The 22,867-nt window shown below is 52.0% G+C and carries 20 protein-coding genes and 1 pseudogene; 16 read left to right on the forward strand and 5 right to left on the reverse strand.

All coding sequences use genetic code 11. The features are described from left to right. Nucleotides 1-111: 111 nt before the first annotated feature. The 5 genes and pseudogenes from argC to BZG79_RS01055 all read left to right on the forward strand — a co-directional run bounded on the left by argC (nt 112) and on the right by BZG79_RS01055 (nt 6,761). Nucleotides 112-1,122, forward strand: coding sequence for an N-acetyl-gamma-glutamyl-phosphate reductase (argC, locus tag BZG79_RS01035; protein ID WP_077773547.1), 1,011 nt, complete (start codon nt 112-114; stop codon nt 1,120-1,122). 9 nt (nt 1,123-1,131) lie between these two features. Beyond that, a complete protein-coding gene (gene argB, locus BZG79_RS01040; RefSeq protein ID WP_077773548.1) occupies nt 1,132-1,911 on the forward strand; it encodes an acetylglutamate kinase in 780 nt (259 codons plus the stop codon). A 55-nt stretch (nt 1,912-1,966) separates the two neighbouring features. Then, nucleotides 1,967-3,164, forward strand: a pseudogene (locus BZG79_RS01045) (argininosuccinate synthase). Between the two features lie 35 nt (nt 3,165-3,199). Next, on the forward strand, nt 3,200-5,080 hold the full coding sequence (argH, locus tag BZG79_RS01050; RefSeq protein WP_077773549.1) for an argininosuccinate lyase: 1,881 nt from the start codon (nt 3,200-3,202) through the stop codon (nt 5,078-5,080). 214 nt (nt 5,081-5,294) lie between these two features. Continuing rightward, nucleotides 5,295-6,761, forward strand: a complete 1,467-nt coding sequence (locus BZG79_RS01055) for an alkaline phosphatase (protein ID WP_108743210.1) — start codon at nt 5,295-5,297, stop codon at nt 6,759-6,761. On the opposite strand, the gene BZG79_RS01060 is transcribed toward BZG79_RS01055, so the two are convergent. From BZG79_RS01060 to BZG79_RS01070, 3 genes are all read right to left on the reverse strand, one after another. Further along, complete coding sequence (locus BZG79_RS01060) at nt 6,758-7,030, reverse strand: DUF3624 domain-containing protein (RefSeq protein WP_077773551.1); 273 nt, start codon at nt 7,028-7,030, stop codon at nt 6,758-6,760. The two genes, BZG79_RS01055 and BZG79_RS01060, sit on opposite strands and share 4 nt — an antisense overlap. Nucleotides 7,031-7,192: 162 nt before the next feature. After that, nucleotides 7,193-8,644 (reverse strand): dihydrolipoyl dehydrogenase, encoded by a 1,452-nt coding sequence (locus tag BZG79_RS01065; protein WP_077485804.1) that lies wholly within the window; start codon nt 8,642-8,644, stop codon nt 7,193-7,195. 52 nt (nt 8,645-8,696) lie between these two features. Continuing rightward, the gene (locus tag BZG79_RS01070; protein WP_077461547.1) at nt 8,697-9,428 is read right to left on the reverse strand and encodes a glutathione peroxidase; all 732 of its coding nucleotides are present in this window, start codon (nt 9,426-9,428) and stop codon (nt 8,697-8,699) included. 147 nt (nt 9,429-9,575) lie between these two features. Here BZG79_RS01070 and oxyR point away from each other — a divergent pair, with 147 nt between their 5' ends. Continuing rightward, nucleotides 9,576-10,484 (forward strand): DNA-binding transcriptional regulator OxyR, encoded by a 909-nt coding sequence (gene oxyR, locus BZG79_RS01075; RefSeq protein WP_077461548.1) that lies wholly within the window; start codon nt 9,576-9,578, stop codon nt 10,482-10,484. 68 nt (nt 10,485-10,552) lie between these two features. Here oxyR and BZG79_RS01080 read toward each other — a convergent pair whose 3' ends face one another. Beyond that, a complete protein-coding gene (locus BZG79_RS01080; protein WP_077773552.1) occupies nt 10,553-13,051 on the reverse strand; it encodes a PBP1A family penicillin-binding protein in 2,499 nt (832 codons plus the stop codon). Between the two features lie 141 nt (nt 13,052-13,192). Here BZG79_RS01080 and pilM point away from each other — a divergent pair, with 141 nt between their 5' ends. The 9 genes from pilM (at nt 13,193) to BZG79_RS01120 (ending at nt 21,832) form a co-directional block, all read left to right on the forward strand. Then, on the forward strand, nt 13,193-14,107 hold the full coding sequence (gene pilM / locus BZG79_RS16025) for a pilus assembly protein PilM (protein ID WP_108743208.1): 915 nt from the start codon (nt 13,193-13,195) through the stop codon (nt 14,105-14,107). Continuing rightward, a complete protein-coding gene (locus BZG79_RS01085; protein WP_199877491.1) occupies nt 14,104-14,682 on the forward strand; it encodes a PilN domain-containing protein in 579 nt (192 codons plus the stop codon). Before pilM ends, BZG79_RS01085 begins: the two co-directional genes overlap by 4 nt. Further along, complete coding sequence (pilO, locus tag BZG79_RS01090) at nt 14,682-15,287, forward strand: type 4a pilus biogenesis protein PilO (protein WP_077773554.1); 606 nt, start codon at nt 14,682-14,684, stop codon at nt 15,285-15,287. The genes BZG79_RS01085 and pilO overlap by 1 nt, the downstream gene beginning before the upstream one ends. Before the next feature lie 8 nt (nt 15,288-15,295). Further along, nucleotides 15,296-15,808 (forward strand): pilus assembly protein PilP, encoded by a 513-nt coding sequence (locus tag BZG79_RS01095; RefSeq protein WP_077773555.1) that lies wholly within the window; start codon nt 15,296-15,298, stop codon nt 15,806-15,808. Between the two features lie 12 nt (nt 15,809-15,820). Further along, nucleotides 15,821-17,566, forward strand: a complete 1,746-nt coding sequence (gene pilQ, locus BZG79_RS01100; protein WP_077773556.1) for a type IV pilus secretin PilQ — start codon at nt 15,821-15,823, stop codon at nt 17,564-17,566. Nucleotides 17,567-17,710: 144 nt separating this feature from the next. Then, nucleotides 17,711-18,229 carry a shikimate kinase AroK gene (gene aroK, locus BZG79_RS01105; RefSeq protein ID WP_025739049.1) on the forward strand — a complete coding sequence of 173 codons (519 nt, stop codon included), beginning with the start codon at nt 17,711-17,713 and terminating at the stop codon, nt 18,227-18,229. 19 nt (nt 18,230-18,248) lie between these two features. After that, complete coding sequence (gene aroB / locus BZG79_RS01110; RefSeq protein WP_077773557.1) at nt 18,249-19,328, forward strand: 3-dehydroquinate synthase; 1,080 nt, start codon at nt 18,249-18,251, stop codon at nt 19,326-19,328. A gap of 11 nt (nt 19,329-19,339) precedes the next feature. Continuing rightward, nucleotides 19,340-20,929 carry an AAA family ATPase gene (locus tag BZG79_RS01115; protein WP_077773558.1) on the forward strand — a complete coding sequence of 530 codons (1,590 nt, stop codon included), beginning with the start codon at nt 19,340-19,342 and terminating at the stop codon, nt 20,927-20,929. Between the two features lie 72 nt (nt 20,930-21,001). Further along, a complete protein-coding gene (locus BZG79_RS01120; RefSeq protein ID WP_077461556.1) occupies nt 21,002-21,832 on the forward strand; it encodes a Dam family site-specific DNA-(adenine-N6)-methyltransferase in 831 nt (276 codons plus the stop codon). A 20-nt stretch (nt 21,833-21,852) separates the two neighbouring features. Here BZG79_RS01120 and BZG79_RS01125 read toward each other — a convergent pair whose 3' ends face one another. After that, nucleotides 21,853-22,041 carry a DUF2970 domain-containing protein gene (locus BZG79_RS01125; RefSeq protein WP_077461557.1) on the reverse strand — a complete coding sequence of 63 codons (189 nt, stop codon included), beginning with the start codon at nt 22,039-22,041 and terminating at the stop codon, nt 21,853-21,855. Nucleotides 22,042-22,191: 150 nt separating this feature from the next. Here BZG79_RS01125 and rpe point away from each other — a divergent pair, with 150 nt between their 5' ends. Next, nucleotides 22,192-22,866, forward strand: coding sequence for a ribulose-phosphate 3-epimerase (gene rpe, locus BZG79_RS01130; RefSeq protein ID WP_025744259.1), 675 nt, complete (start codon nt 22,192-22,194; stop codon nt 22,864-22,866). The last annotated feature ends 1 nt before the right edge of the window (nt 22,867 follow it).

Below are 22,867 nucleotides of genomic sequence, written 5' to 3' on the forward strand. Positions count from 1 at the left end.
CAATATCCTTGCCCTTCGACGACGCTAGCCTGCTTTGCGTGGCTATCCGCTACGCCCTCGACACTATGCTGCCCCGCAGCACGCCTTAAATATCCATAAAGAGAGACACCCATGACACTTAACACCATTATTGTCGGTGCCAGTGGCTACACAGGAGCCGAGCTTGTCGCCCTTGTCCATCGCCATCCGCAATTGCACTTGGTCGGTTTATATGTCTCGGCAGGCAGTGAAGACGCTAATCGTCCTGTGAGCGCGTTGCACGGGCAACTGCGTGGCGTGGTGGATATGCCACTGATGCCATTGTCCTCGCCACAGGATGTCGCCAAGCAAGCTGATGTGGTGTTTTTAGCCACCGCGCATGCGGTCAGTCATGAATTGGCGCCGGTTTTTCTGGCTCAAGGTTGCGTGGTGTTTGATTTGTCGGGGGCGTATCGGGTCAATCAAGCCGATTTTTATCCCGAACACTACGGTTTTGCGCACCAATCGCCGACATGGCTTGAGCAAGCCGTGTATGGCTTGGCCGAGTGGCAGGGTGAGGCATTGCAAGCAGCGCAGCTAGTCGCCGTACCTGGGTGTTACCCCACCGCCAGTCAATTAGCGCTCAAACCTGTGCTGGATGCAGGCTTGTTGGATAAACAAATGTGGCCGGTGATTAATGCTACCAGCGGCGTGACGGGCGCGGGGCGCAAAGCGAGTCTGACCAACAGTTTTTGCGAAGTGAGCCTGCATGCCTACGGGGTGTTTTCTCATCGTCATCAGCCAGAGATTGCCGCACACCTAGATACGCCGGTGATTTTCACCCCGCACCTTGGCAGCTACAAACGCGGCATTCTTGCCACCATTACCGCCAAATTAGCGCCAGGTGTTAGTGAGGCGGAGGTGGGGCAGGCACTCTCTCACGCCTATCAAGAGGCGCCTTTGGTACGGGTGCTCCCAGCCGGTGAGGTGGCCAAGCTACACGCGGTGCAACATACCGGCTTTTGCGATATTGGCTATCAGGCCGCGCATGGGCATCTGATCCTTACCAGTGCGATTGATAATTTACTTAAAGGCGCGGCCAGCCAAGCCGTGCAGTGTTTAAACCTGAAGTTTGGCTTTGCCGAAACTACCGCGATTGTCTAGGAGAAACGGATGAAAACGCCATTAGTGATTAAATTAGGCGGCGCGGCACTGAGCTGCAGCGAGACCCTCGCCAAGGTTTTCGGCGCGATCAATGCCTATCGCAGTGAGGCGGAGCGCCCGTTAGTGCTGGTGCATGGTGGCGGTTACTTGGTCGATGATCTGCTCAAAAAGCTCGCCCTCACTAGCGTGAAAAAACAAGGCTTACGGGTCACGCCAGCCGACCAGATTGATTATGTCACCGGTGCGTTGGCAGGGACAGCAAACAAGTTGCTGTTAGCCCAAGCACGTAAAGCAAACATTAAAAGCTGTGGCTTAAGCTTGGCCGACGGTGGCCTGTGTCAGGTCAGCCAGTTGGACCCTGAGCTGGGTGCGGTGGGAGAAGCCAGCGCCGGCGATCCTACCCTGCTGCAGGCGGTACTGGCCGCAGATTGTGTCCCCATTATTAGCTCGATTGGCATCAGTGACCAAGGTGAGCTGATGAACGTTAATGCCGACCAAGCAGCGGTCGCGGTGGCTACCACCCTCGGGGCGGAGCTAGTGCTGCTGTCGGATGTCAGTGGTGTATTGGATGGCAAAGGCCATCTACTGCCCTGTTTGACCGAGCTGGATGCGCAACACCTGATAGAAAAAGGCGTGATCACCGATGGCATGGTGGTCAAGGTCAACGCGGCGTTTGCCGCCGCCCGCGAACTGGGTAAACCGGTGGAGATTGCCACTTGGCGTTACCCAGAAAAACTCACCCAATTATTCGATGGCCAGCAAATCGGCACCCGGTTTAGCGCCAGTTAATAAGACGTATAACGACGCTACTCAAACCGTCGCATCATGATTTAAGGAGAGCAAGATGAGCAAAGTCAACAAAGTGGTACTGGCCTATTCGGGTGGATTGGATACCTCGGCCATCATTCCCTGGCTAAAAGAAAACTATGACTGTGAAGTCGTCGCCTTTGTCGCCGACGTCGGTCAAGGCGAACAAGAGCTCGAAGGCATTGAGCAAAAAGCGCTCGCTTCGGGGGCATCACAGTGTTTTATCGCCGATCTAAAACACGAAATGGTGGCGGATTATATTTATCCCAGCCTGAAAACCGGTGCGGTGTATGAAGGCAAGTACCTACTTGGCACCTCTATGGCGCGTCCTATCATTGCCAAAGCGCAGGTCGAATGTGCCCTTGAGGTTGGCGCGGATGCACTCTGCCACGGCTGTACCGGCAAGGGGAACGATCAAGTCCGTTTTGAGAGCACCTTCTCCGCGCTGGCGCCGCAGCTTAAAGTGATTGCACCGTGGCGTGAGTGGGATCTCACCAGTCGTGAAGCCCTGCTCGATTACTTGGCCGCCCGTGATATTCCTTGCACGGCGAGCCTTGAGAAAATTTATTCACGTGATGCCAATGCTTGGCATGTCTCAACCGAAGGCGGCGTGTTAGAAGATACCTGGACGGCGGCCAACCAAGATTGCTGGGTATGGACTGTCGCGCCGGAAGAGGCGCCCAATACGCCCGAGTTTGTCACCTTGGGAGTACAAAGCGGGGAAGTGGTCTCGGTCGATGGTGAGTCCATGTCGCCTTATGACGTGCTAACGCTATTGAATGACAAAGGTGCCGAACATNGATATCGTTGAGAACCGTTTGGTGGGGATGAAATCCCGCGGCTGCTACGAAACCCCGGGTGGCACCATCATCATGGAAGCGCTGCGCGGCGTTGAACAATTGGTGCTAGATAAAGAGAGTTATCAGTTCCGTGAGGAGCTCGGTTTAAAAGCCTCTCACCTGATTTATGATGGGCGTTGGTTTACGCCACTTTGTCAGTCGATTGTTGCCGCTGCCAATTCCCTTGCCGCGCCGGTAACGGGCGAGGTGGTGATCAAACTCTATAAAGGGCAAGCGACGGTGGTACAAAAGCGCTCGACCAATAGCTTGTACTCGGAAGACTTTGCCACTTTTGGTGATGATGACGTCTACGATCACAGCCACGCCGAAGGCTTTATCCGTTTGTATTCGCTGTCGAGCCGGATTCGGACACTGAACAAACAAAAACAATCCTAATTAAAAAAGCATCGTGAGCAGTAAGGAGAGACAGCATGGCATTATGGGGCGGACGCTTTAGTCAAGCAGCAGACAAACGGTTTCAAGCGTTTAAYGATTCGCTGCGCTTTGACTATCGCTTAGCAGAGCAAGACATTGTGGGCTCCATTGCTTGGTCGAAAGCCTTGCGTTCAGTGGGCGTGCTGAGTGATGACGAGCAACAGCAATTGGAGCTGGCGCTCAATGAGCTCAAGCTGTCGGTGATGGAAAACCCTGAGCAGATCTTAAACTCAGAGGCCGAAGATATTCACAGCTGGGTCGAGCAGCAACTGATCGATAAAGTCGGGGATTTGGGCAAAAAGCTGCATACCGGGCGCTCACGCAACGATCAGGTGGCCACGGATCTCAAACTGTGGTGTCGCCAGCAAGGCCAGCAAATCTTGCTGTCTCTCGATAAGCTTCAGCAGCAGCTGGTGGATGTGGCGGGTCAGCACCATGGTACCGTGCTGCCTGGCTACACCCACTTGCAGCGTGCACAACCGGTGACCTTTGCCCATTGGTGTCTGGCCTATCTGGAGATGTTTGAGCGTGATACCACGCGTTTGCAAGATGCGCTCAGTCGCTTGGATACCTGCCCACTCGGATCGGGGGCGCTGGCAGGCACCGCGTATCCGATTGATCGCGATGCCTTGGCACAAAACCTGGGATTTAAACGGGCTACCCGTAATAGTTTGGATTCGGTCTCGGACCGCGATCATGTGATGGAGATGATGTCTGCTGCATCCATGTCGATGTTGCATCTGTCACGGATGGCCGAAGACATGATCTTCTATAACTCGGGCGAGTCCGGGTTTATCGAGCTGGCCGATACCGTCACCTCAGGCTCGTCGCTGATGCCACAAAAGAAAAACCCCGATGCGTTAGAACTGATACGTGGTCGAACGGGTCGGGTGTATGGTTCCTTGTCGGCAATGATGATGACAGTGAAAGCCTTGCCGCTGGCTTACAACAAGGACATGCAAGAAGACAAAGAAGGGCTATTCGATGCCATGGACACCTGGCATGACTGCTTAGACATGGCGGCCCTGTGCTTTGAAGGCATCACCATCCATAAAGACAAAACCTTGCAAGCGGCGCAGCAAGGTCATGCCAATGCGACCGAGCTGGCCGATTATTTGGTGAGCAAAGGGATCCCGTTCCGTGAAGCCCACCATATTGTTGGCGTGGCGGTGGTATCAGCCATTGAGCAAGGGTGTGCGCTGGAAGCGCTGCCGCTAGAAACCTTGCAGCAATTCTCACCGGTGATTGAAGATGATGTGTATGCCATGCTCACGATTGAATCCTGCCTGGCCCAACGTCGGGCACTCGGTGGGGTGGCACCTGAGCAGGTCAGCTTTGCTATTCAAGAAGCGCAAAAGCGCTTGGATAAGCGCTTTACCCCCAAAGTCACGGTGCGCTCGGCAAGACTCACCGACCTCGATACCATTGAAGGCATGGTGGTGTATTGGGCGAAATTGGGGGAGAACTTACCGCGCGACCGTCATGAATTAGTGCGTAATATTGGCCTGTTTGCGGTATCTGAGCATCAAGGGGATTTGACCGGCTGCGGATCGCTGTATATTTACGACTCAGGGCTGGCAGAAATTCGCTCTTTGGGAATCGAAGCTGGCTGGCAGCGCCAAGGACACGGTACGGCGTTGATGATGCATTTGATTAAAAAAGCCAAGCAAATGGCGATTGAGCAAGTCTTTGTCCTCACCCGGGTGCCCGAGTTTTTCACCCAATTGGGCTTTACCCCAGTGTCGAAATCGCAATTGCCAGAGAAAGTGATGAAAGATTGTGAAATCTGTCCTCGCTTCCACGCCTGTGACGAAGTGGCGCTAACCTATAACATTGCTGGGCCGGCCACAATCTCAACCTTCTCTACGTTGGAGTAGGGTGACATCGTCTATTGCCTGACGATATCAGCGTCGTCGTTACCCCTCCCTAAGGCTGCGTGCTGACTAAGTCGCAGCTTTTTTGTGTTATCGTCATAAAAAATTCATCAAAATGAGCCGCTTATAAATTGTTACATTGTACGGTTTGTCACAGAAGCGTCACGCGTAATGATCATCATGCCCGCGTTTTCTCGTTAATAATGGAGATTTTGTGGTGAAGACAATTCTTACGGCCGCGGTGGCCTCAGCCTTATTAGCGGCAGCTGCACACGCGGCAGTGCCTCAGCAAAACGATGTCTGGTATCAAGACGCGCAAGCGGCATTGGCGGCCGCTAAAGCTAACCCACCTATCACGGGCAAAGCCAAAAATGTGATCCTCTTTGTCGGCGACGGCATGAGCGTGGGGACAATCACAGCGGCGCGTATTTATCAGGGCCAGCAGCAGGGGCAAACCGGTGAGGAAAACCGCCTTGGCATGGAAAGCCTGCCGCATGTTGCGCTAGCCAAAACCTATAATACCGACATGCAAACCCCTGACTCGGCTGGGACCGCGACGGCCATGGTTACTGGGGTGAAAACCAAAGCTGGGATCATCAGTGTTGACGATAACGTTCAGCGTGGTTTTTGTAGCACCGCAAAAGGTAACGAAGCGAAAACCCTATTTGAAATGGCGGGCGAGAAGGGCAAAGCATTAGGTTTGATCTCAACCGCCCGTTTAACCCACGCCACCCCGGCCACCACTTATGCGCACAGTGCGGATCGCAATTGGGAAAACGATAGCAAGTTACCCAACATTGCCAAAAACCAAGGCTGCACCGACATTGCCAGCCAGTTTGTCGACTTTGATGCTGGAGAGGGGTTTCAGGTGGCCTTCGGTGGCGGACGGCGTGAATTTATTCCTGCCGATAGCGTCGATCCTGAGGGCAAAAAGGGTAAGCGTAAAGATGGACGCAACCTGATTGAGGCATGGCAAACCCGCCACCCTGATGGCCAATACATTTTCGATAAATCCGGTTTTGATGCCATCGATCCGGCGACCACTTCACGCGTGTTTGGTTTGTTTGAAAGTAGCCACATGAAATACGAAGCGGATCGCCGTGAAAGCCAAGATGAGCCATCATTGGCGGACATGACCAGCAAGGCGATCGATATGCTTAGCCGCAACAAAGACGGCTATGTGATGATGGTAGAAGCCGGACGTATCGACCATGCTCACCATGCGGGCAACGCTGCGCGAGCGTTAGAAGATACGTTGGCTTACGATGATGCCATCAAGGTGGCATTAGCGAAAACCAACCCAGAAGACACTCTGGTTATCGTTACCGCGGACCACGCTCACACCATGGTGATGAACGGCTATGCGGAGCGGGGCAATCCCATTCTCGGCCTGTCACGTCAAAAAGGACGCTTGAATCAGGATGACTTTGGTAAAACCTATACCACCATCACCTATGGCAACGGCCCGGGGGCGGTCAAAGGTGAGCGGGAAAACTTGCAAGAAGGGCAGGTGCGTAAGCTGGATTACAAACAGCAATCCTTGATTAAGCTCGGTTCGGAAACCCACTCTGGTGAAGATGTGGCCATCATGGCACGTGGGCCGATGGCGTGGTTATTCCAAGGGGCCGTGGAGCAAAACTATATTTTCCATGTGATTAACGAAGCCACGGATCTGGCTGATTAATCATCTGGTGTGTCTGACGACCCGTGCTTCGGCGCGGGTTTTTTATTGCGCCGAAATGGATAAATCAATAAATGAAGCATGAGCAAGGCGCTGGCACTGCCGGCGGCGAACAACAAGGCAATCGACTCCACTTGCCGTGGCGTGTCGGCATAGGCCCACCACCAAAACGGCCAAAGTATGGCAGAAATGACAGCAAGTTGGGTCATACAACGCGTGCAGCGTCCTAACTTCTGCTTCCAAATGCCAGATTGACAATATTTACAAGCCATATGGGCTCTCTTGGTCAGTGAGGGCGGTACGCCATTGTGGCGCAGTGAGTCGTTGGATACAAAAAAGCCCTCCGCGAAGGAGGGCAAAAGGTAAGCAAGTGCTTGGGGAAGCAACAGGCATTGCCTGTAAAGCGCCGAGCGTTCGGCGAAAAGGACAGTGAATTAGCAGCCTGGGCCGCAATCCATGCAGTGTTTGATCATCTCTGGCCCGAGTTTGAGTTTGGCGTTGACATCACGCAGTGCGGTACGTACCCCTTCTTCAATCACTGGGTGATAAAAGGGCATATCCAACATTTGCGAAATGGTCATTTGGTTTTGGTGAGCCCAGGCGAGTAAGTGTGCTAAGTGCTCGGCGTTCGGCCCAATCATTTCTGCGCCCAAGAAACGCCCTGTGCCTTGCTCGGCATAAACATGCAATAAGCCTTTATTGCGTAGCATGACCCGTGAGCGACCTTGTCCCTCAAAGGAAACCACACCGATTTCAAAACAGCCACATGGGCCGAGACGATCGGTAATTGCTTTATAGCTTTCGCCCACCATCGCAATTTGTGGATCGGAGAAGACCGCGGATAGCTTGCTACGGCGCAGTCCCGCACGGATATCTTTGCCGCGCCCCGCGTTGTCACCGGCAATTCTGGCTTGGTCAGCCGCTTCGTGCAGCAGTGGAATTTGGTTGTTAGCATCACCGGCAATAAAAATATGCGCTGCGGTGGTTTGCAGGGTGTAGCTATCGGCTACTGGGACACCGCGTGCGTCCACTTTGATGCTCGTCGCGTCAAGGTTAAGTTTGTCGACATTGGGGCGACGACCGGTGGCGGCAACCACGTAATCAACCCAACGCAACTGGCTTTCGCCGTTTTTGTCGCGGTAACGGATTTGGACCTTATCACCTTCACGGATCATCTCTTCAACCTTGGCATCGGCATCGAGATAAAACTCCTCGCTGAAGGTTTTATCCGCATATGCCATGATATCTGGGTCGGTGAGTGGACCCACTTGGCCGCCGACACCAAACATAGTCATTTCGACACCGAGGCGGTGTAACGCTTGGCCCAGTTCAAGGCCAATCACGCCCGGACCAAACACGGCAACCGATTCAGGTAAGTCATCCCATTCGAAAATATCATCGTTGACCACCAAACGATCACCGAGGTGATTCCAGGCCTCGGGCCAGCTCGGACGTGAGCCGGTCGCAATCACAATGCGGTCAGCATGGATAGTGGTGTGATCGTCAACCATCAAGGTATGATCATCGACAAAACGTGCATAGCCATCGATTTTGTCTTGGGCGGGAATGTCGTCGACACTTTCCAATACAAAGCCGACAAAGCGATCGCGCTCGCGTTTAACCCGATCCATTACCTCACGACCATTTATCTCGGTACTTCCGCCTGGGTAGACACCAAAACCGGGCGCTTTATCGATATGGTGCGCCGCTTCGGCGGCCGCAATTAACAGTTTGGATGGCATGCAGCCAACACGTGCACAGGTGGTGCCATACGGGCCGCCTTCAATCATCACCACGCTATCTGTCTGTGCTTTTGCCGCGCGATAGGCACCGAGCCCGGCGGTCCCGCCACCAATCACAGCCACATCAACCGTTAATGTTTTCATTGCTTTCTCCTGGGAAAATAACGGGCGGCAAGGCTGCCGCCCAAACAGCGGATTACTGGTTTAGGTAAGTGTCGAGCTCTTCGCTGCCACCGATGTGACGGCCACCGATAAATACTTGTGGCACCGTGGCACGGCCGGTGACTGCGCGCAAAGAGACCGTGGTGGCATCTTTACCGAGGATGATTTCTTCGAACTGAAGTCCTTCATCGATCAGTGCTTGTTTTGCTTTGGCACAGAATGGGCAGCCTGGCTTGCTAAACACGGTGATCGAATCTTGCAGTTTATGCTCAGGAGCAATATAGCCCAGCATGGTGTCGGCATCAGAGACCTTGAACGGGTCACCTGGTTCGTTTGGCTCAACAAACATTTTTTCGACCACGCCGTTTTTTACCAGCATGCTGTAGCGCCATGAGCGTTTGCCAAAGCCAAGATCATTTTTGTCGACCAGCATGTCCATGCCATCGGTAAATTCACCGTTACCATCAGGTAGTACATGGATGTTGTCAGCATCTTGGTCGGCTTTCCATGCGTTCATTACAAAGGTGTCATTGACCGAGACACAAACGATGTCATCAACGCCGTGTTGTTGAAAGACAGGGAACAGCTCGTTATAGCGTGGCAGATGCGAAGAAGAACACGTCGGGGTGAACGCGCCTGGCAGGCTGAACACAATGACGGTTTTGTTGGCAAAGATGTCATCGCTGGTCACGTCTTTCCACTGATCGCCTTCGCGAGTGCGGAAGGTTACTTGTGGTACTGGCTGGCCTTCTTTGGTTGCTGTCATGAATCGTTCCTTTTGTTTTCAATTAAAGTTATTAAGCGAGAAGTGACTCGCTGTGTTTTGATGGGTCTAGTATTGCTAAATAAGATTGATAGCTCTAATCGCTTGATGCTATGGTTTTGATAGTTATCCCCTATAGAAGAGACAACGATGAACATTCGTGACTTGGAGTATTTGGTTGCGTTGGCTGAACACCGACATTTTCGCAAAGCCGCTGAGGCTTGCTTTGTCAGCCAGCCGACCTTGAGTGGCCAAATTCGTAAACTGGAGGATGAACTCGGCGTCAGCTTACTTGAGCGTACCAGTCGTCGGGTTCTGTTCACCGATGCCGGTATGAGGTTAGTACAGCAAGCACGTAACGTATTGCGGGAAGTCACAATTTTAACCGAATTGGCCAGTGAGCAAGGTGAAAGTATGACCGGCCCCCTACATATTGGCTTTATTCCCACCGTGGGGCCGTATCTATTACCCAAAATCATTCCGATGCTGCGAGATTGTTTCCCAGATTTAGAGCTGTTTATTCATGAGGGACAAACCCAGCAACTGGTTCAGCAGTTGGAAGAAGGCAAGCTCGATTGCGTTATCCTGGCCTCTGTCGAAGAAACACAGCACCTTAAAGAGCTGCCACTCTATGATGAGCCGATGTTGCTTGCGGTCAACGAAAAGCACCGGTTGGCGGAATGTGCTGAAGTTGCGCTTGATGTGTTAGACGGGGAAACCTTGTTGATGCTGGGCGATGGCCACTGTTTGCGCGATCAAGCCATGGGCTTTTGTTTTAAAGTCGGTGCGCAAGAGGATCAACGTTTCCGCGCGACCAGCCTAGAAACGTTACGCAACATGGTGGCCGCAGGAAGTGGGATTACCTTATTGCCTCAGCTGTCCGTGCCTGCCGATAAACGCGATGGTGTGGTGTATATCCCCATTACGTCACCGACGCCGTCGCGACAAATCACGCTCGATTATCGCCCTGGGTCACCGTTACGAGGACGATATGAACAGCTTGCGGACGCCATTGGTGGCCAGATGACCGCGATAAGGAGCGGCTTAAATCACCGCTAACACAAGATACTGGCATTGAGGTGACAACGCCCACGGATGTGGGCGTTGTGGTTTAAGCGTTTATCGAGTTAAAACAAGGATTCCGTGCTGGACTCGTAAATGTTGCCATCAGACTGATCCGATACATATTCTGTCGGCTCGGTGCCTTTGATAAAGTACTCAAACATCGAGGTATGATCGGTTTTTCTTGTCAGCAGTCCGGTCTCGCGATCGATCCGTACTTTGACTATGCCGGACGGCACCACTTTATTTTGCTCTGGCACGTCAGCGAGAGCTTGTTGCATAAAGTCAATCCAAGCAGGTTCTGCGGTTTTTGCGCCAGATTCCGCCCCATAAATCGGTTGACGCTCGTCGCCTAAATTAGCATTACGAGTGGTGCGACCGAGTTCACGCGAATGATCATCAAAGCCAACCCAAACCGTGGTGACGATACCTGGGCCATAGCCAGTGTACCAAGTGTCTTTGGAGTCATTGGTGGTCCCGGTTTTACCACCGATATCGCGACGTTTAAGCGCTTGAGCGCGCCAGCCCGTGCCGTTCCAACCGGTGCCATAACGCCAATCGCCGCCGCCCCAAATGTTGCTTTGCATCATTTCGCGCACCAAGAACGCATTTTGTTCATCAATCACTTGCTTGGCATTGCGCGGTGTTGGTTGGTCACTGCCATTGTCCGTCAATAAGTTTTGCTCATTAAACGGGTCAGCCTTTTCCGGTTTGCGCTCACAGTGGTCGCATATAACCGGTGGGTTGGCACGATAGATCTCCGCGCCGAAGGGGGTTTCAACGCGATCAATGATAAAAGGCTCCATAAAATAGCCACCATTGGCAAATACGCTAAACCCTTGTGCCATTTCAACCGGCGTTAAGCTACCTGCGCCGAGTGCAATGGCTTCAGCGCGCGGTAGGTCGTCACGTTGGAAACCAAAACGCGTGAGGTAATCTAGCGTATCGTCGAGCCCCACTCGGCGGAGTACTCGCACCGCCATGACGTTTTTAGACTGGGCTAATCCCAACCGTGCGCGCGTCGGGCCGGCATAGCGTGGCGGTGAGTTTTTAGGACGCCATGCCACCCCTTGGCTGCGATCCCAACGGTTAATGGGCGCGTCATTGATAAGGCTGGCTAGCGTCATTCCCTCATTGACTGCCGCCGAGTAAATAAAGGGTTTGATACTCGACCCGACTTGCCGTACCGACTGAGTGGCACGGTTAAACTTGGAGTGGACAAAGTTAAACCCACCGACCAAGGCTTTGATTGCCCCCGTTGACGGAGACATAGAAACTAAGGCCGTATTGGTGGTAGGTACTTGCGCCAAATGCCAGCTGTCATTGACTCGACGAATAAACACTTGCTGGCCACTGGCGAGGAACTCGTCAGCACGTTTGGGCGCTGGGCCTTGGCGACTATCAGTAATATAAGGTCGCGCCCAGTCGAGTCCTTTCCAAGGCAGTTCGATTTCACGGCCATTGGGCCCAATAACCTGTGCCGATTGTGCTTGGACATCGGTCACGACCGCAGGCTCCAAGGGGCCGTAACTGGGTTGCTTGGCAAGGTGATCAACAATACGTTGATGTTGCCAGCGTTCGCTAGGTGCTTGCCAAAGCGTGGCTACTGGACCACGAAAACCATGGCGTCGGTCATAGGCGAGGATATTCTCTATGGCGGCGTGATTGGCCGCGCGCTGCATATCCGCATCCACACTGGTGAAAATACGTACCCCTGAGGTGTAGGCATCATCGCCAAGCGCATCGACCGCCCAAGCCCTGGCCATTTCAGCAACATAGGGTGCTGAGAGTTCTATTTCGGCGCCATGGTAGCTGGCGACAATAGGCTCATTTTTCGCTTGCTGGTATTCCGCATTAGAAATGTAGCCCTCATTCAACATGCGGCCGAGCACTACGTTCCGTCGCTCGGTTGAGCGTGAAAGCGAGTAAAGTGGGTTCATGGTGGAGGGCGCTTTGGGTAACCCCACGATCACGGCCATTTCGCTTAAGGTCAGTTGATCTAAGGTTTTACCAAAATACACGTGTGCGGCTGCCCCTACGCCATAAGAGCGATACCCTAAGAAGACTTTGTTGAAATAGAGCTCAAGGATCTCTTCTTTACTGAGCAATTGTTCGATATGCACCGCGATAAAAATTTCTTTTATCTTGCGCATAATTCGCTTTTCGTTGGTCAGGAAGAAGTTTCGTGCTAGCTGTTGGGTGATGGTGCTGGCCCCTTGCTTGGCACTGCCAGACATGGCGACAACCGCCGCGGCACGAACAATACCAATAGGATCAATGCCTGGGTGTTGATAAAAGCGGCTATCTTCGGTGGCAATTAAGGCATCAATCATAGGTTGAGGTATATCCTCGAGTTTGACTGGAATACGCCGTTTTTCGCCGAATTGCGAGATTAACTCACCATCCGCGCTATAGACCTGCATCGGAGTTTGTAGCTCAACATCTTGCAATGTCGCCACATCGGGGAGGTCGGGTTTCACATAAAGGTAAAACCCAAAGATTGTTGTGACTCCAAGCACTGTGCAAACCAGTGCAAAGATAAGCAAACGCTTTATGAACTTCACCTGAGATTTCCCGTTTCGTTGCCGTTTAGCCGTTTAATAATCATACGTGAGTAGTATAAAGGCACCAGCATAAAAAATAACCCGTGATGAGGACAGTTTTGTAAATACTGACCTTACTCTGACGTTGGAGCCTAACACGAAATGATTCCAAGTTCGGCAGTTTTAGGTATCGCTTTGGGCCAAACGGAAAGCCACGCGATTGCGCTATGCCCGTCCTCTTCATCCCTCAAGGTTTCCGGGCATCATATCTTGACCGCTGGTGATGAAGACACCCTGACAACCACGATGAAAACGCTAAAAGACACACTATTGAGCCGAGTATCCTGGTATCAACGTTTGTCACCGAGTGTAGTGGTAGGCGTTGAGGATGACACCGTGATCAGTAAGACCCTGATGGCAGCCGATGTGGATGATCCTCTCGAGCAGGAAGCCGTGGTCGGACAAGCATTGGGCATGGCGCTCAATATGGAAATTAGTGGTCTTTTCTTCGATTTCACCAAACAGCATGCGTTGAACCATCAGCCAGGACAGGCGCAGTACCAGGTAGTGGCCTGTCGCCAACAGACACTCACGCCAATACTTTCGGCGTTGAAAGACGTGGGATTAAAGGTAAGTGTTGTCGATACGCAGCAGCATGGGCTGCAAGCAGTTTATGATGCGTTGATAGGTCACTACCAACCACAGACTTCACCGCTATGGCTACATCTTGATGCCGGCAAGTTGACGGCGGTGCGCGCGTTATCCGATGGCGGGCTGTACCAACAATCTTTGACCGTCGCAATGCCGCTAGGAGGATCTGGCTCAGAAGGCGAGGCAACGGCATCCTCTCGCGTTCTACAACAACATTTGGATCATGCCTATCAACGCGGGGAGAGCGAACACGCGGTGCCTATCTCAACCTTATGGCTAAGCGGTCACTGGCCCAGCGACATTCTCTGCCCCTCATCTGCCCAACGTGTGTTTATTCAACCTGGCGAACCCTTTGGCGCGCCCTCTCTAAGCCCTCATGCTTGCTCGGCGCTAGGGCTTGCGCTCCGAGGAGCGAGCGGTTCATGAGGATTAACTTACTCCCCTGGCGCGCGCAAGTGCAACGTCGACAGGCACGCCATTTTATCCTGCAAACCCTTGCGGTTGCGGGGAGCGCACTGATCATCGGAATGGGATTCATCCAGTGGCAGCATTAWCAGATAGCGGGGCAGCAACACCGTAATCAACAACTTGAACAAGGCATCACGCAGTTTAAACAAACCTTAGTGCGCTTTGAGCAACAAGACACTAAACGTCGCGCCTTGCAATCACGGCTCGGGTTGGTCAATCAACTGCAAAGACAGCGTAATAATGTCACTGAGGTGCTCAACTTTATACCGACGGTGATGCCTGCTGGTGCCTATTTAACCCGGTTGGCACAACAAAAAGGCCATATCCGTTTAGAAGGGTGGGTGAATTCAAACGCAGAGCTCGCGCGTTTGCTGGCCGCGTTGGAAGCGCAGCAAGCGGTAGAGGCGCTCGATATCGATACCGTAGTGACGGGTGATCACACCGTCGGGCCCAATAAACGGTTTCGACTGAGCTTTTCACTGACACACTATGTTTCCCCCCAATTACCGGAGCGCGAGGAGGACGAACAGTGATGGATTCGATGGCATGGGAGTGGCGACGACTACCGTTTGCGCCTTGGTCGGTAAAGCTGAGTTTATGGGGTGCTTTACTGACAGTGATGGGGTATGTCGGCTGGTTAGGCGCTGGACAGCCAAATCAAGCGACCTTGCTTGATGCTCACCGGCAAGAGTCTCACCTGAAAGCACGTTATCGACAGTTAGCGCATGAGGTGGCTGCGTTACCCGATGTCCAGGCGCAAATAGAGACGCTTAATCAACGCTACGCAAGACTGATTCAGCAATTGCCTGAGGAAGAAGAGCTCGCGGGCCTGCTGGCTGGTGTGAACGAGGTGGGGATGCGTCACCAGTTGCAGTTTGAAACGCTCGCATGGCAGCCGAGAAAGCAAGGAAGCTGGCTAGACGCCATTCCAATCAACATTGTGCTTGAAGGCCAGTATCGAGATATTGGCGCGTTCAGTGCCGATATTGCCGCGATGACTCGCTTAGTGTCATTGCAGGACTTTGTCCTCGCGCGCGAGGCCGAACAGCCGCCGTCTGCGGCGCCATTGCAATTTTCGGTGTCTGCGACGACGTATCGCTATACCGGCCGCCCCGCGCTCAATCAACCCACAAACTAGGACGCGTCATGTTAAGAGCCAGTGTATTTGTGTTGATCGTGATCTTGAGTGGTTGTCAAAAAACGGATGATGACATTCATCAGTTTATGCGCCAGGTGCAAGCGCAAGCGACGGTTACCGCGACACGCATGCCGCCGCCTAGTGTTTATCAACCTGTCCCCTTTGCAAAAGAAGCGCGCGATCCATTTGTTCTATCGATCGCATCGGACCCACAACGGATGTCTCCTGGTGATTGCTGGCAACCGGCCTTGCATTGGCGTGACAGTCCGCTTTCAACCTTACCTTTAGCACAACTTGAAATGAAAGGAAGCCTCACTAAAGGGGGGCAAAAACAGGCACTCATTGCTTTGCCGAATGGGATGGTCAAGCAAGTCGCACGTGGCGACCGGCTTGGTGAACACCACGGCCGAGTGATGGCGGTGACGCGTGATCATGTCGCGATAAACCAGGCACTACCTGATGGTTTAGGATGCTGGCAGCAACGGACCGTGACGCTTTCAATCGAACCTAACCTGTCGTAAAGGATAACTGTTATGATGATTTTCGCGGCGTATAACGCCCGATATACCCTTATACCGTGGTCGCTTGTGCGCGTGGCGCTGATCGTGGTGTGTTTTATAGGCGCGTCCGCTCAGGCTGCGGAGATGACAACCTTGAGCCAGTTGCAGTTAACCCGCTCTGCTCAGGGAGAGGCGCAACTGATTTTGGGCTTCGACAGCCCTGCGATCATGGCGGATTTTCGTCAGCCGAGCGCCGATCAACTCCATATCCGATTACCGCAGGTAACGATTAAACCGTCATTAATGAAGCGGATCGATACCCAAGACAGGGATTCGGCAATTACGGCGATCGATGTGTCGCAATCCTCTGGACACGCAAAAATTTATCTGCAAGCGGCGCAAGCGATCGCCTTTGATTACCATCAACAAAAACAACAATTAGTGGTAACCATACAAGCCACCGAACCGACGACACCTGCATCCTTTGATCCGAATGCACCGATTTCGATCAACTTCCAAGACATTCCAGTTCGTGCTGTGCTCCAACTGATTGCCGAGCAAAATCAGTTTAATTTAGTCACCTCAGACAGTGTTCAGGGCAATATCACCATGCGGATTGACGGTGTGCCTTGGCAAGACGTGTTAGAGGTTATCTTAAGAGTGAAAGGGCTGGACAAGCGTCAACGTGGCGAGGTGATGCTTGTTGCCCCTCGTCGAGAGCTGATGGCGCAAGAAAAGCAGGATTTGGAAATGGCGCAGCAAGCAGAAACCTTGTTGCCGCTATCGTCGGCGGTTATCACGGTAAATTATGCCAAAGCCAGCGAGGTAGCCGCATTAATTCGCGGTCAAACGCAAGGCGTGAGCTTGTTATCTCCAAGGGGGGCGGTGTCGCTGGATGAGCGGACCAATGCGATCATCATTCGCGATATTGACAAGAACATTGATCGTATCCGCACCTTGGTTCAGCACCTCGATGTGCCGGTTAAGCAGGTGGAAATCGAAGCGCGTATTGTCACGGTAGAGCAAGGTTCGGTCGACGAGCTTGGCGTACGTTGGGGGCTTTTGAATCGCAACGGCTCAACCACGGTGGGATCGTCGGTCGAAGGGAATATCATGTGGGATAGCGATTTGGCGCAGCAAGGTCCTGACAGCCTAAATGAAGCCGCCGGTGAGGGGAGCAGTATTGGTGATTTCCTCAATGTTAATTTAGCTGCAGTCAATCCTTCTGCCTCAAGCATGGCCTTTCAAGTGGCTAAGTTAGGCAACGATTTACTGCTCGATTTGGAGCTTTCTGCGCTCGAGAGCGAACGAAAAGCCGAAGTGGTCTCGAGCCCAAGATTAATCACCACCAATAAAAAAGCCGCCTATATTGAACAAGGGACGGAGTTGCCCTATTTAGAAGCTTCTTCCAGTGGGGCGGTGGCCGTCTCTTTTAAGAAAGCGGTGTTGAGTTTGTCGGTCACGCCTCAGATCACGCCGGATAATACGTTGGTGCTGGATTTAAAGCTGACCCAAGATATGCCGGAAAAGTCGGTCGTGGCCGGAAAAGGTGAGGCGATGTCGATCAGTACCAAACGGATCAATACCCAAGTCTTGGCGCGAAATGGCGAAACTGTGGTCTTAGGTGGCATTTTTCAGCACACGATGATCAACAAAGAAACCAAAGTGCCTCTCCTTGGGGATATTCCCTTGCTTGGAGGTTTGTTTCGACATCAGTTAAAAGACCATGCAAAACGCGAACTTCTGATCTTTGTGACCCCTAAAATCGTCACAGGGTAGGTTAGGTGTTGCCAAAGGGGTCACTGTCCTGAGATAATTTTTAATCTGATCACGAAATATCTGTGAGGAATTGGCGCCTCGGGCTTTTTACATTAAGCCTGCGGGCGGTGTTGTCTTATTTAACCGCGCGTAAAATTGCTTAAAATGGCTGAAAAACGAAACATCTTTTTGGTAGGCCCTATGGGGGCTGGTAAAAGCACAATTGGTCGTCATCTCGCTCAGCAACTTCACATGGAATTCTATGATTCTGATTCAGTGATTGAAGATCGTACTGGAGCAGACATTGCATGGGTCTTTGACGTTGAGGGTGAAGAAGGTTTCCGTAAACGCGAAGAAAACGTGATAAACGACCTCACTGAAGAGCAAGGTATCGTTCTCGCGACTGGCGGTGGCTCGATTATGAGCAAAGAAAGCCGTAATCGCCTCTCTGCTCGTGGGGTGGTGGTGTATTTGGAAACCACCATCGAAAAGCAGCTCGCACGTACCCAACGCGATAAGAAACGACCATTGTTGCAAACTGACCAACCACGTGAAGTGCTGGAGTCATTGGCAGAAGAACGTAATCCTTTGTATCAAGAAATTGCGGATTACGTTGTACGAACTGATGATCAAAGCGCTAAAGTGGTGGCAAATCAAATCATGGCGCTCTTAGAGCAGCAATAACCGACCACAGGACCCGACCATGGAACGGATAGACGTTAACTTAGGGGCACGTAGCTACCCTATCTCGATTGGTGAAGGGCTTTTAGCAGATGCGAGCCTGTTTGAGGGCGTCCATTCCCGTCGGGTTGCTGTTATTAGCAATGAGACAGTGATGCCGCTTTATGGCGCCACTCTGGTCTCAACCCTTCAGCGGGCAGGCGCAACTGATGTAGCCTGCCTTAGCTTGCCTGATGGTGAAGCGTATAAATCGCTCGAAACGTTTAACACCATCAACACCTTTCTTTTAGAAAATAATTATAACCGTGATGTCGTGCTCGTCGCCCTCGGGGGCGGCGTGATTGGCGATATTGTTGGATTTGCCAGTGCTTGTTACCAGCGCGGCGTTGATTTTATTCAAGTTCCCACGACATTACTGTCGCAAGTCGATTCGTCCGTCGGTGGGAAAACAGCAATTAATCATCCTCTTGGCAAAAACATGATTGGCGCATTTTATCAACCCAAAGCGGTGGTGATTGATACGCAGGTGCTAAGCTCCTTGCCCAGTCGTGAGTTTGCTGCGGGGATGGCAGAAGTGATCAAGTATGGTGTGATTGCCGATGCCCCTTTCTTTGATTGGCTTGACAGTGAAATGGTGGCGCTGACCGCGCTCTCTCCTGATGCATTGATTTATGCGATAAGGCGTTGTTGTCAAATCAAAGCCGATGTGGTGGCCGAAGATGAAACCGAAACAGGCGTACGCGCGCTGTTGAATTTGGGGCACACGTTTGGTCATGCGATTGAAGCCGAAATGGGCTATGGCAATTGGCTTCATGGTGAAGCGGTCTCGGCTGGAACCGTGTTGGCGGCACAAACGGCGTGCCAGCATGGTTTGATTGATGAAAAAACGGTTACTCGCATCACGGCCCTGTTACAAAGTGCACATCTTCCCGTGCAGGCTCCCCGTGAAATGGACTACGATGCTTTTATTAAGCACATGATGCGTGATAAAAAAGTGCTTTCAGGACAGTTGCGTCTGGTTTTACCAACGGCGATAGGCCAGGCTCAAGTGGTTGCAGATGTTCCACACCAGCTAATCGCTGATGTGATTGATGCCGGTTAACCATTGAATGCATGACAGACACGTTTGATACGCTAGCTCTGGATCTGGAAAGCCAAACCCAGCTCCTTTCTCGACTGCAATTTATCACTCGATTTAGCGCGAATCTGATCCAAGTCACCGGGCCTGATGGGGCGGGTAAAACCTGGTTAAGTGAGCGCTACATGGAGCAGTGGGCGGATGCCCATGTTCATGCCTTACTCGCGTGCCATACGGCACAAAGCGATGACCAACGTCGTGCTATCTTGCTGCGACAAATTGTCAAAGACGGTGTTTTTAATCAAGCGGATCCGCTGTTAGATAGCTTGACGATGATGCTTGACGGGGCTGGGTGTGATGCACTCATTGTGATTGATGATGCGCATCGGCTGACTCCTGGATTACTGTCTGAGCTATGGGCGTTGGTGCAATATGCACAGCATCAAGCACACTGGCGTATCAATGTTGTACTCTTTGCCTTGCCAGGAAAGTTGAACAAGTGGCTACGTCAGGTGTCTTACGGGCACGACCAAAAGCCGCTGGAGCTCGAGATTTCGCCGCTTAATGACGGTGAAGAAGAGATGTTCATCGATGTGTTAGCCGTCACGCAACGTATTGATGCAGCGGGTAAAAAACAGTGGTTAGCCAAGCTTGCTAATCAAACCGTTTACCCCGGCACCATCATGGGAAAGGACAATCAGGAGATAGGCGCTGTGAGTAAAGACAATAAAAAGCCCGCGAAAAATAATAAACCCTTTTTAATGCTGCTGTTGGCCGTGGTGCTGATGATTGTGGGTGCCGGTGCGATCTGGTGGGCTTTTCCGAGTCAAGATGACGCCTCGTCGGCTGAGACAATGCTCCCTGACGGGTTAAAAAACTTGGATGATTTGCTCAACGAGCAGCAAGCGACCACTGACCCACAAACCCTTGATGGGCAAGTGACGGGCCAAGATAGCAACTCGGCAGTGGATCAAACCGACACCGTAGCGGGATCGAATGCAGCGGTGACCGATGATCAGGCGAATTTACCGCAGGAAGTCAACGGTGAGGGGTTAACCGTCGGTCGCAATGATGCGGGCCAGAGAGTGGTTTTACCTGATGATGTTGTCGACGCCATTATTAACGAACAAGATGCCGGTGGCGATGGCACCCAGGCGGTTGAGGAAGCACTTGCTAGCGAGATTAACCAAGCGATTCCTGCGCCCGCGACACCGGATGAGCCCTCAGATCTGGCGCAATCGCAAAATACCGCCGCCTCGCCGTCTACAGAGGCAGCATCTACAGAGACAGCGTCGACAGCGGCCAGTGATGATCGCTTATCTTTTGACGCGCAAGCTTTGCTTGATGTACCTGCCCAGCGTTATGCCCTGCAGCTCGCAGCCTTGCGTTCGCGTCAAGATGCGACAGACTTTATCGCTAACTACCAACTCAATGATCGGGTTCAGGTATATCAAACCCAACGCAACAATGCTGACTGGTACATGGTGTTACTGGGTGATTATGCCAGCGTCACGGATGCGCGTCGTGCGGAACTGACATTGGCGGATAATCTACGGGCGCTGCAGCCGTTTGTGAAGTCTTTTAGTCAGGTTCACCGTGAAATCAACCGCGCAAATGGGCAGTAAAATCCGCTGATTGATGAGCCAAAATAGGGTACAATCCGCCCCTTTTCACACCGCAGAGATAGATCAGGGGCAATGAGAAAGCATCGCGCGTTTCTAAAGTGGGCTGGTGGTAAATACTCGCTAGTCGATGACATTCGTCGTCATCTTCCCGAAGGGAACACGCTTATCGAGCCCTTCGTCGGTGCTGGATCGGTATTTTTAAACACCGATTACGAACATTACATTCTGGCTGACATCAACCCAGATCTTATCAATCTATACAATATTATTAAGCAAACGCCGTTGCGTTTTGTGGCGGATGCGCGCGTCTTCTTTTGCCAAGAGTACAACCAAAAAGAGCGCTATCTAGATGTCCGCCGGGAGTTTAACCTTACCACAGACCCTTATTTACGCTCGCTGTACTTTTTGTATATGAATCGTCACGGCTTTAATGGCTTGTGTCGGTACAATAAAAAAGGCGGTTTCAATGTCCCATTTGGGTCGTACAAAAAGCCATATTTTCCGGAAAAAGAGCTCGCTATCTTTGCAGAAAAGGCCCAGCGTGCGGAATTTGTATGTGAAGGGTATGGGGAGAGTTTTGCTCGGGCGACGAAAGGGACAGTGATTTATTGCGATCCCCCTTACGCGCCTTTAACTGCTACGGCGAATTTTACCACCTACGCCACCAATGGTTTTACGCTGGATGACCAAGCCTTGCTGGCTGAGCATGCTGAGCAAGCGTCGTTGGCCCAAGGGGTGCCGGTATTAATCTCCAATCACGATACGCCCTATACACGCCGTTTATATCGTGGCGCGAGTTTTAATGTGGTGAAAGTTAAGCGTACCATCAGCCGTAATGGCAATGGTCGTAATAAGGTAGATGAGCTATTGGCACTTTTTTCCCCTCAGCCATCCACGCCTTAAGCGCTGTTGCCCCAAAGCGCTCACGTCAACCAGCTCACGATCACCAGCAGCGCGCCAATGACGAGTCCGATCATGATAACGCCGGTAATGATATAAATTGCCGGTGAATCATAGCCGAAATCTCGCTCGCGATTGCGTTGTGATTGCACCCCAAACAAAGCAGCGACGACACTTGTCACTACCTGTTTTAGTCTAGGTTTTTCGCCCATCCTGCCTCCATTTTCAGCCTCTGTTTTTACTCTAGTTAATTCTCTGGCACTTGCCAGTGTTCGCTGAGATTAAGCATGGTTAAGGTAAGACTTCATGGCCGATATCGGGTAGAATTACGGCGACTTTTTGGCAATTGAGGCGACCGCACTATGAAGGATTTTTTGATTGCGCCATCGATTTTATCTGCAGACTTTGCCCGATTGGGCGAAGAAGTTGAAAACGTATTGGCGGCGGGTGCAGATGTGATTCACTTTGATGTGATGGATAACCATTACGTTCCGAACCTGACATTTGGTGCCCCGGTTTGTCAGGCTTTACGTGACTATGGGATCACCGCACCGATTGATGTTCACTTGATGGTTAAGCCGGTCGACCGCATTATTCCTGATTTTGCTAAAGCGGGCGCGAACATGGTGACGTTTCATGCTGAAGCCAGTGAGCATATTGACCGCACGTTGCAGTTGATCAAAGAGCACGGCATGCAAGCGGGTTTGGTCTTTAACCCGGCAACGCCGCTCCACCACTTAGATTATGTGATGGATAAGCTCGATATGATCCTGCTGATGTCGGTCAATCCTGGGTTTGGCGGCCAGTCTTTTATTCCCACCACCTTAGATAAACTGCGTGAGGTCCGTCAGCGTATTGATGCCAGCGGGCGAGATATTCGTCTGGAAATTGACGGCGGTGTAAAGGCCAATAACATTGCAGACGTTGCCCAAGCGGGTGCGGATATGTTTGTCGCAGGGTCGGCCATTTTTGGTCAACCGGATTATAAAACCGCAATTGAAGAAATGCGTGCCGAACTGGCAAAAGTAGAAAGGTAAT

Origin of the sequence: Salinivibrio sp. MA427 (genome assembly GCF_001996115.1) — a bacterium.
Taxonomy (GTDB): domain Bacteria; phylum Pseudomonadota; class Gammaproteobacteria; order Enterobacterales; family Vibrionaceae; genus Salinivibrio; species Salinivibrio costicola.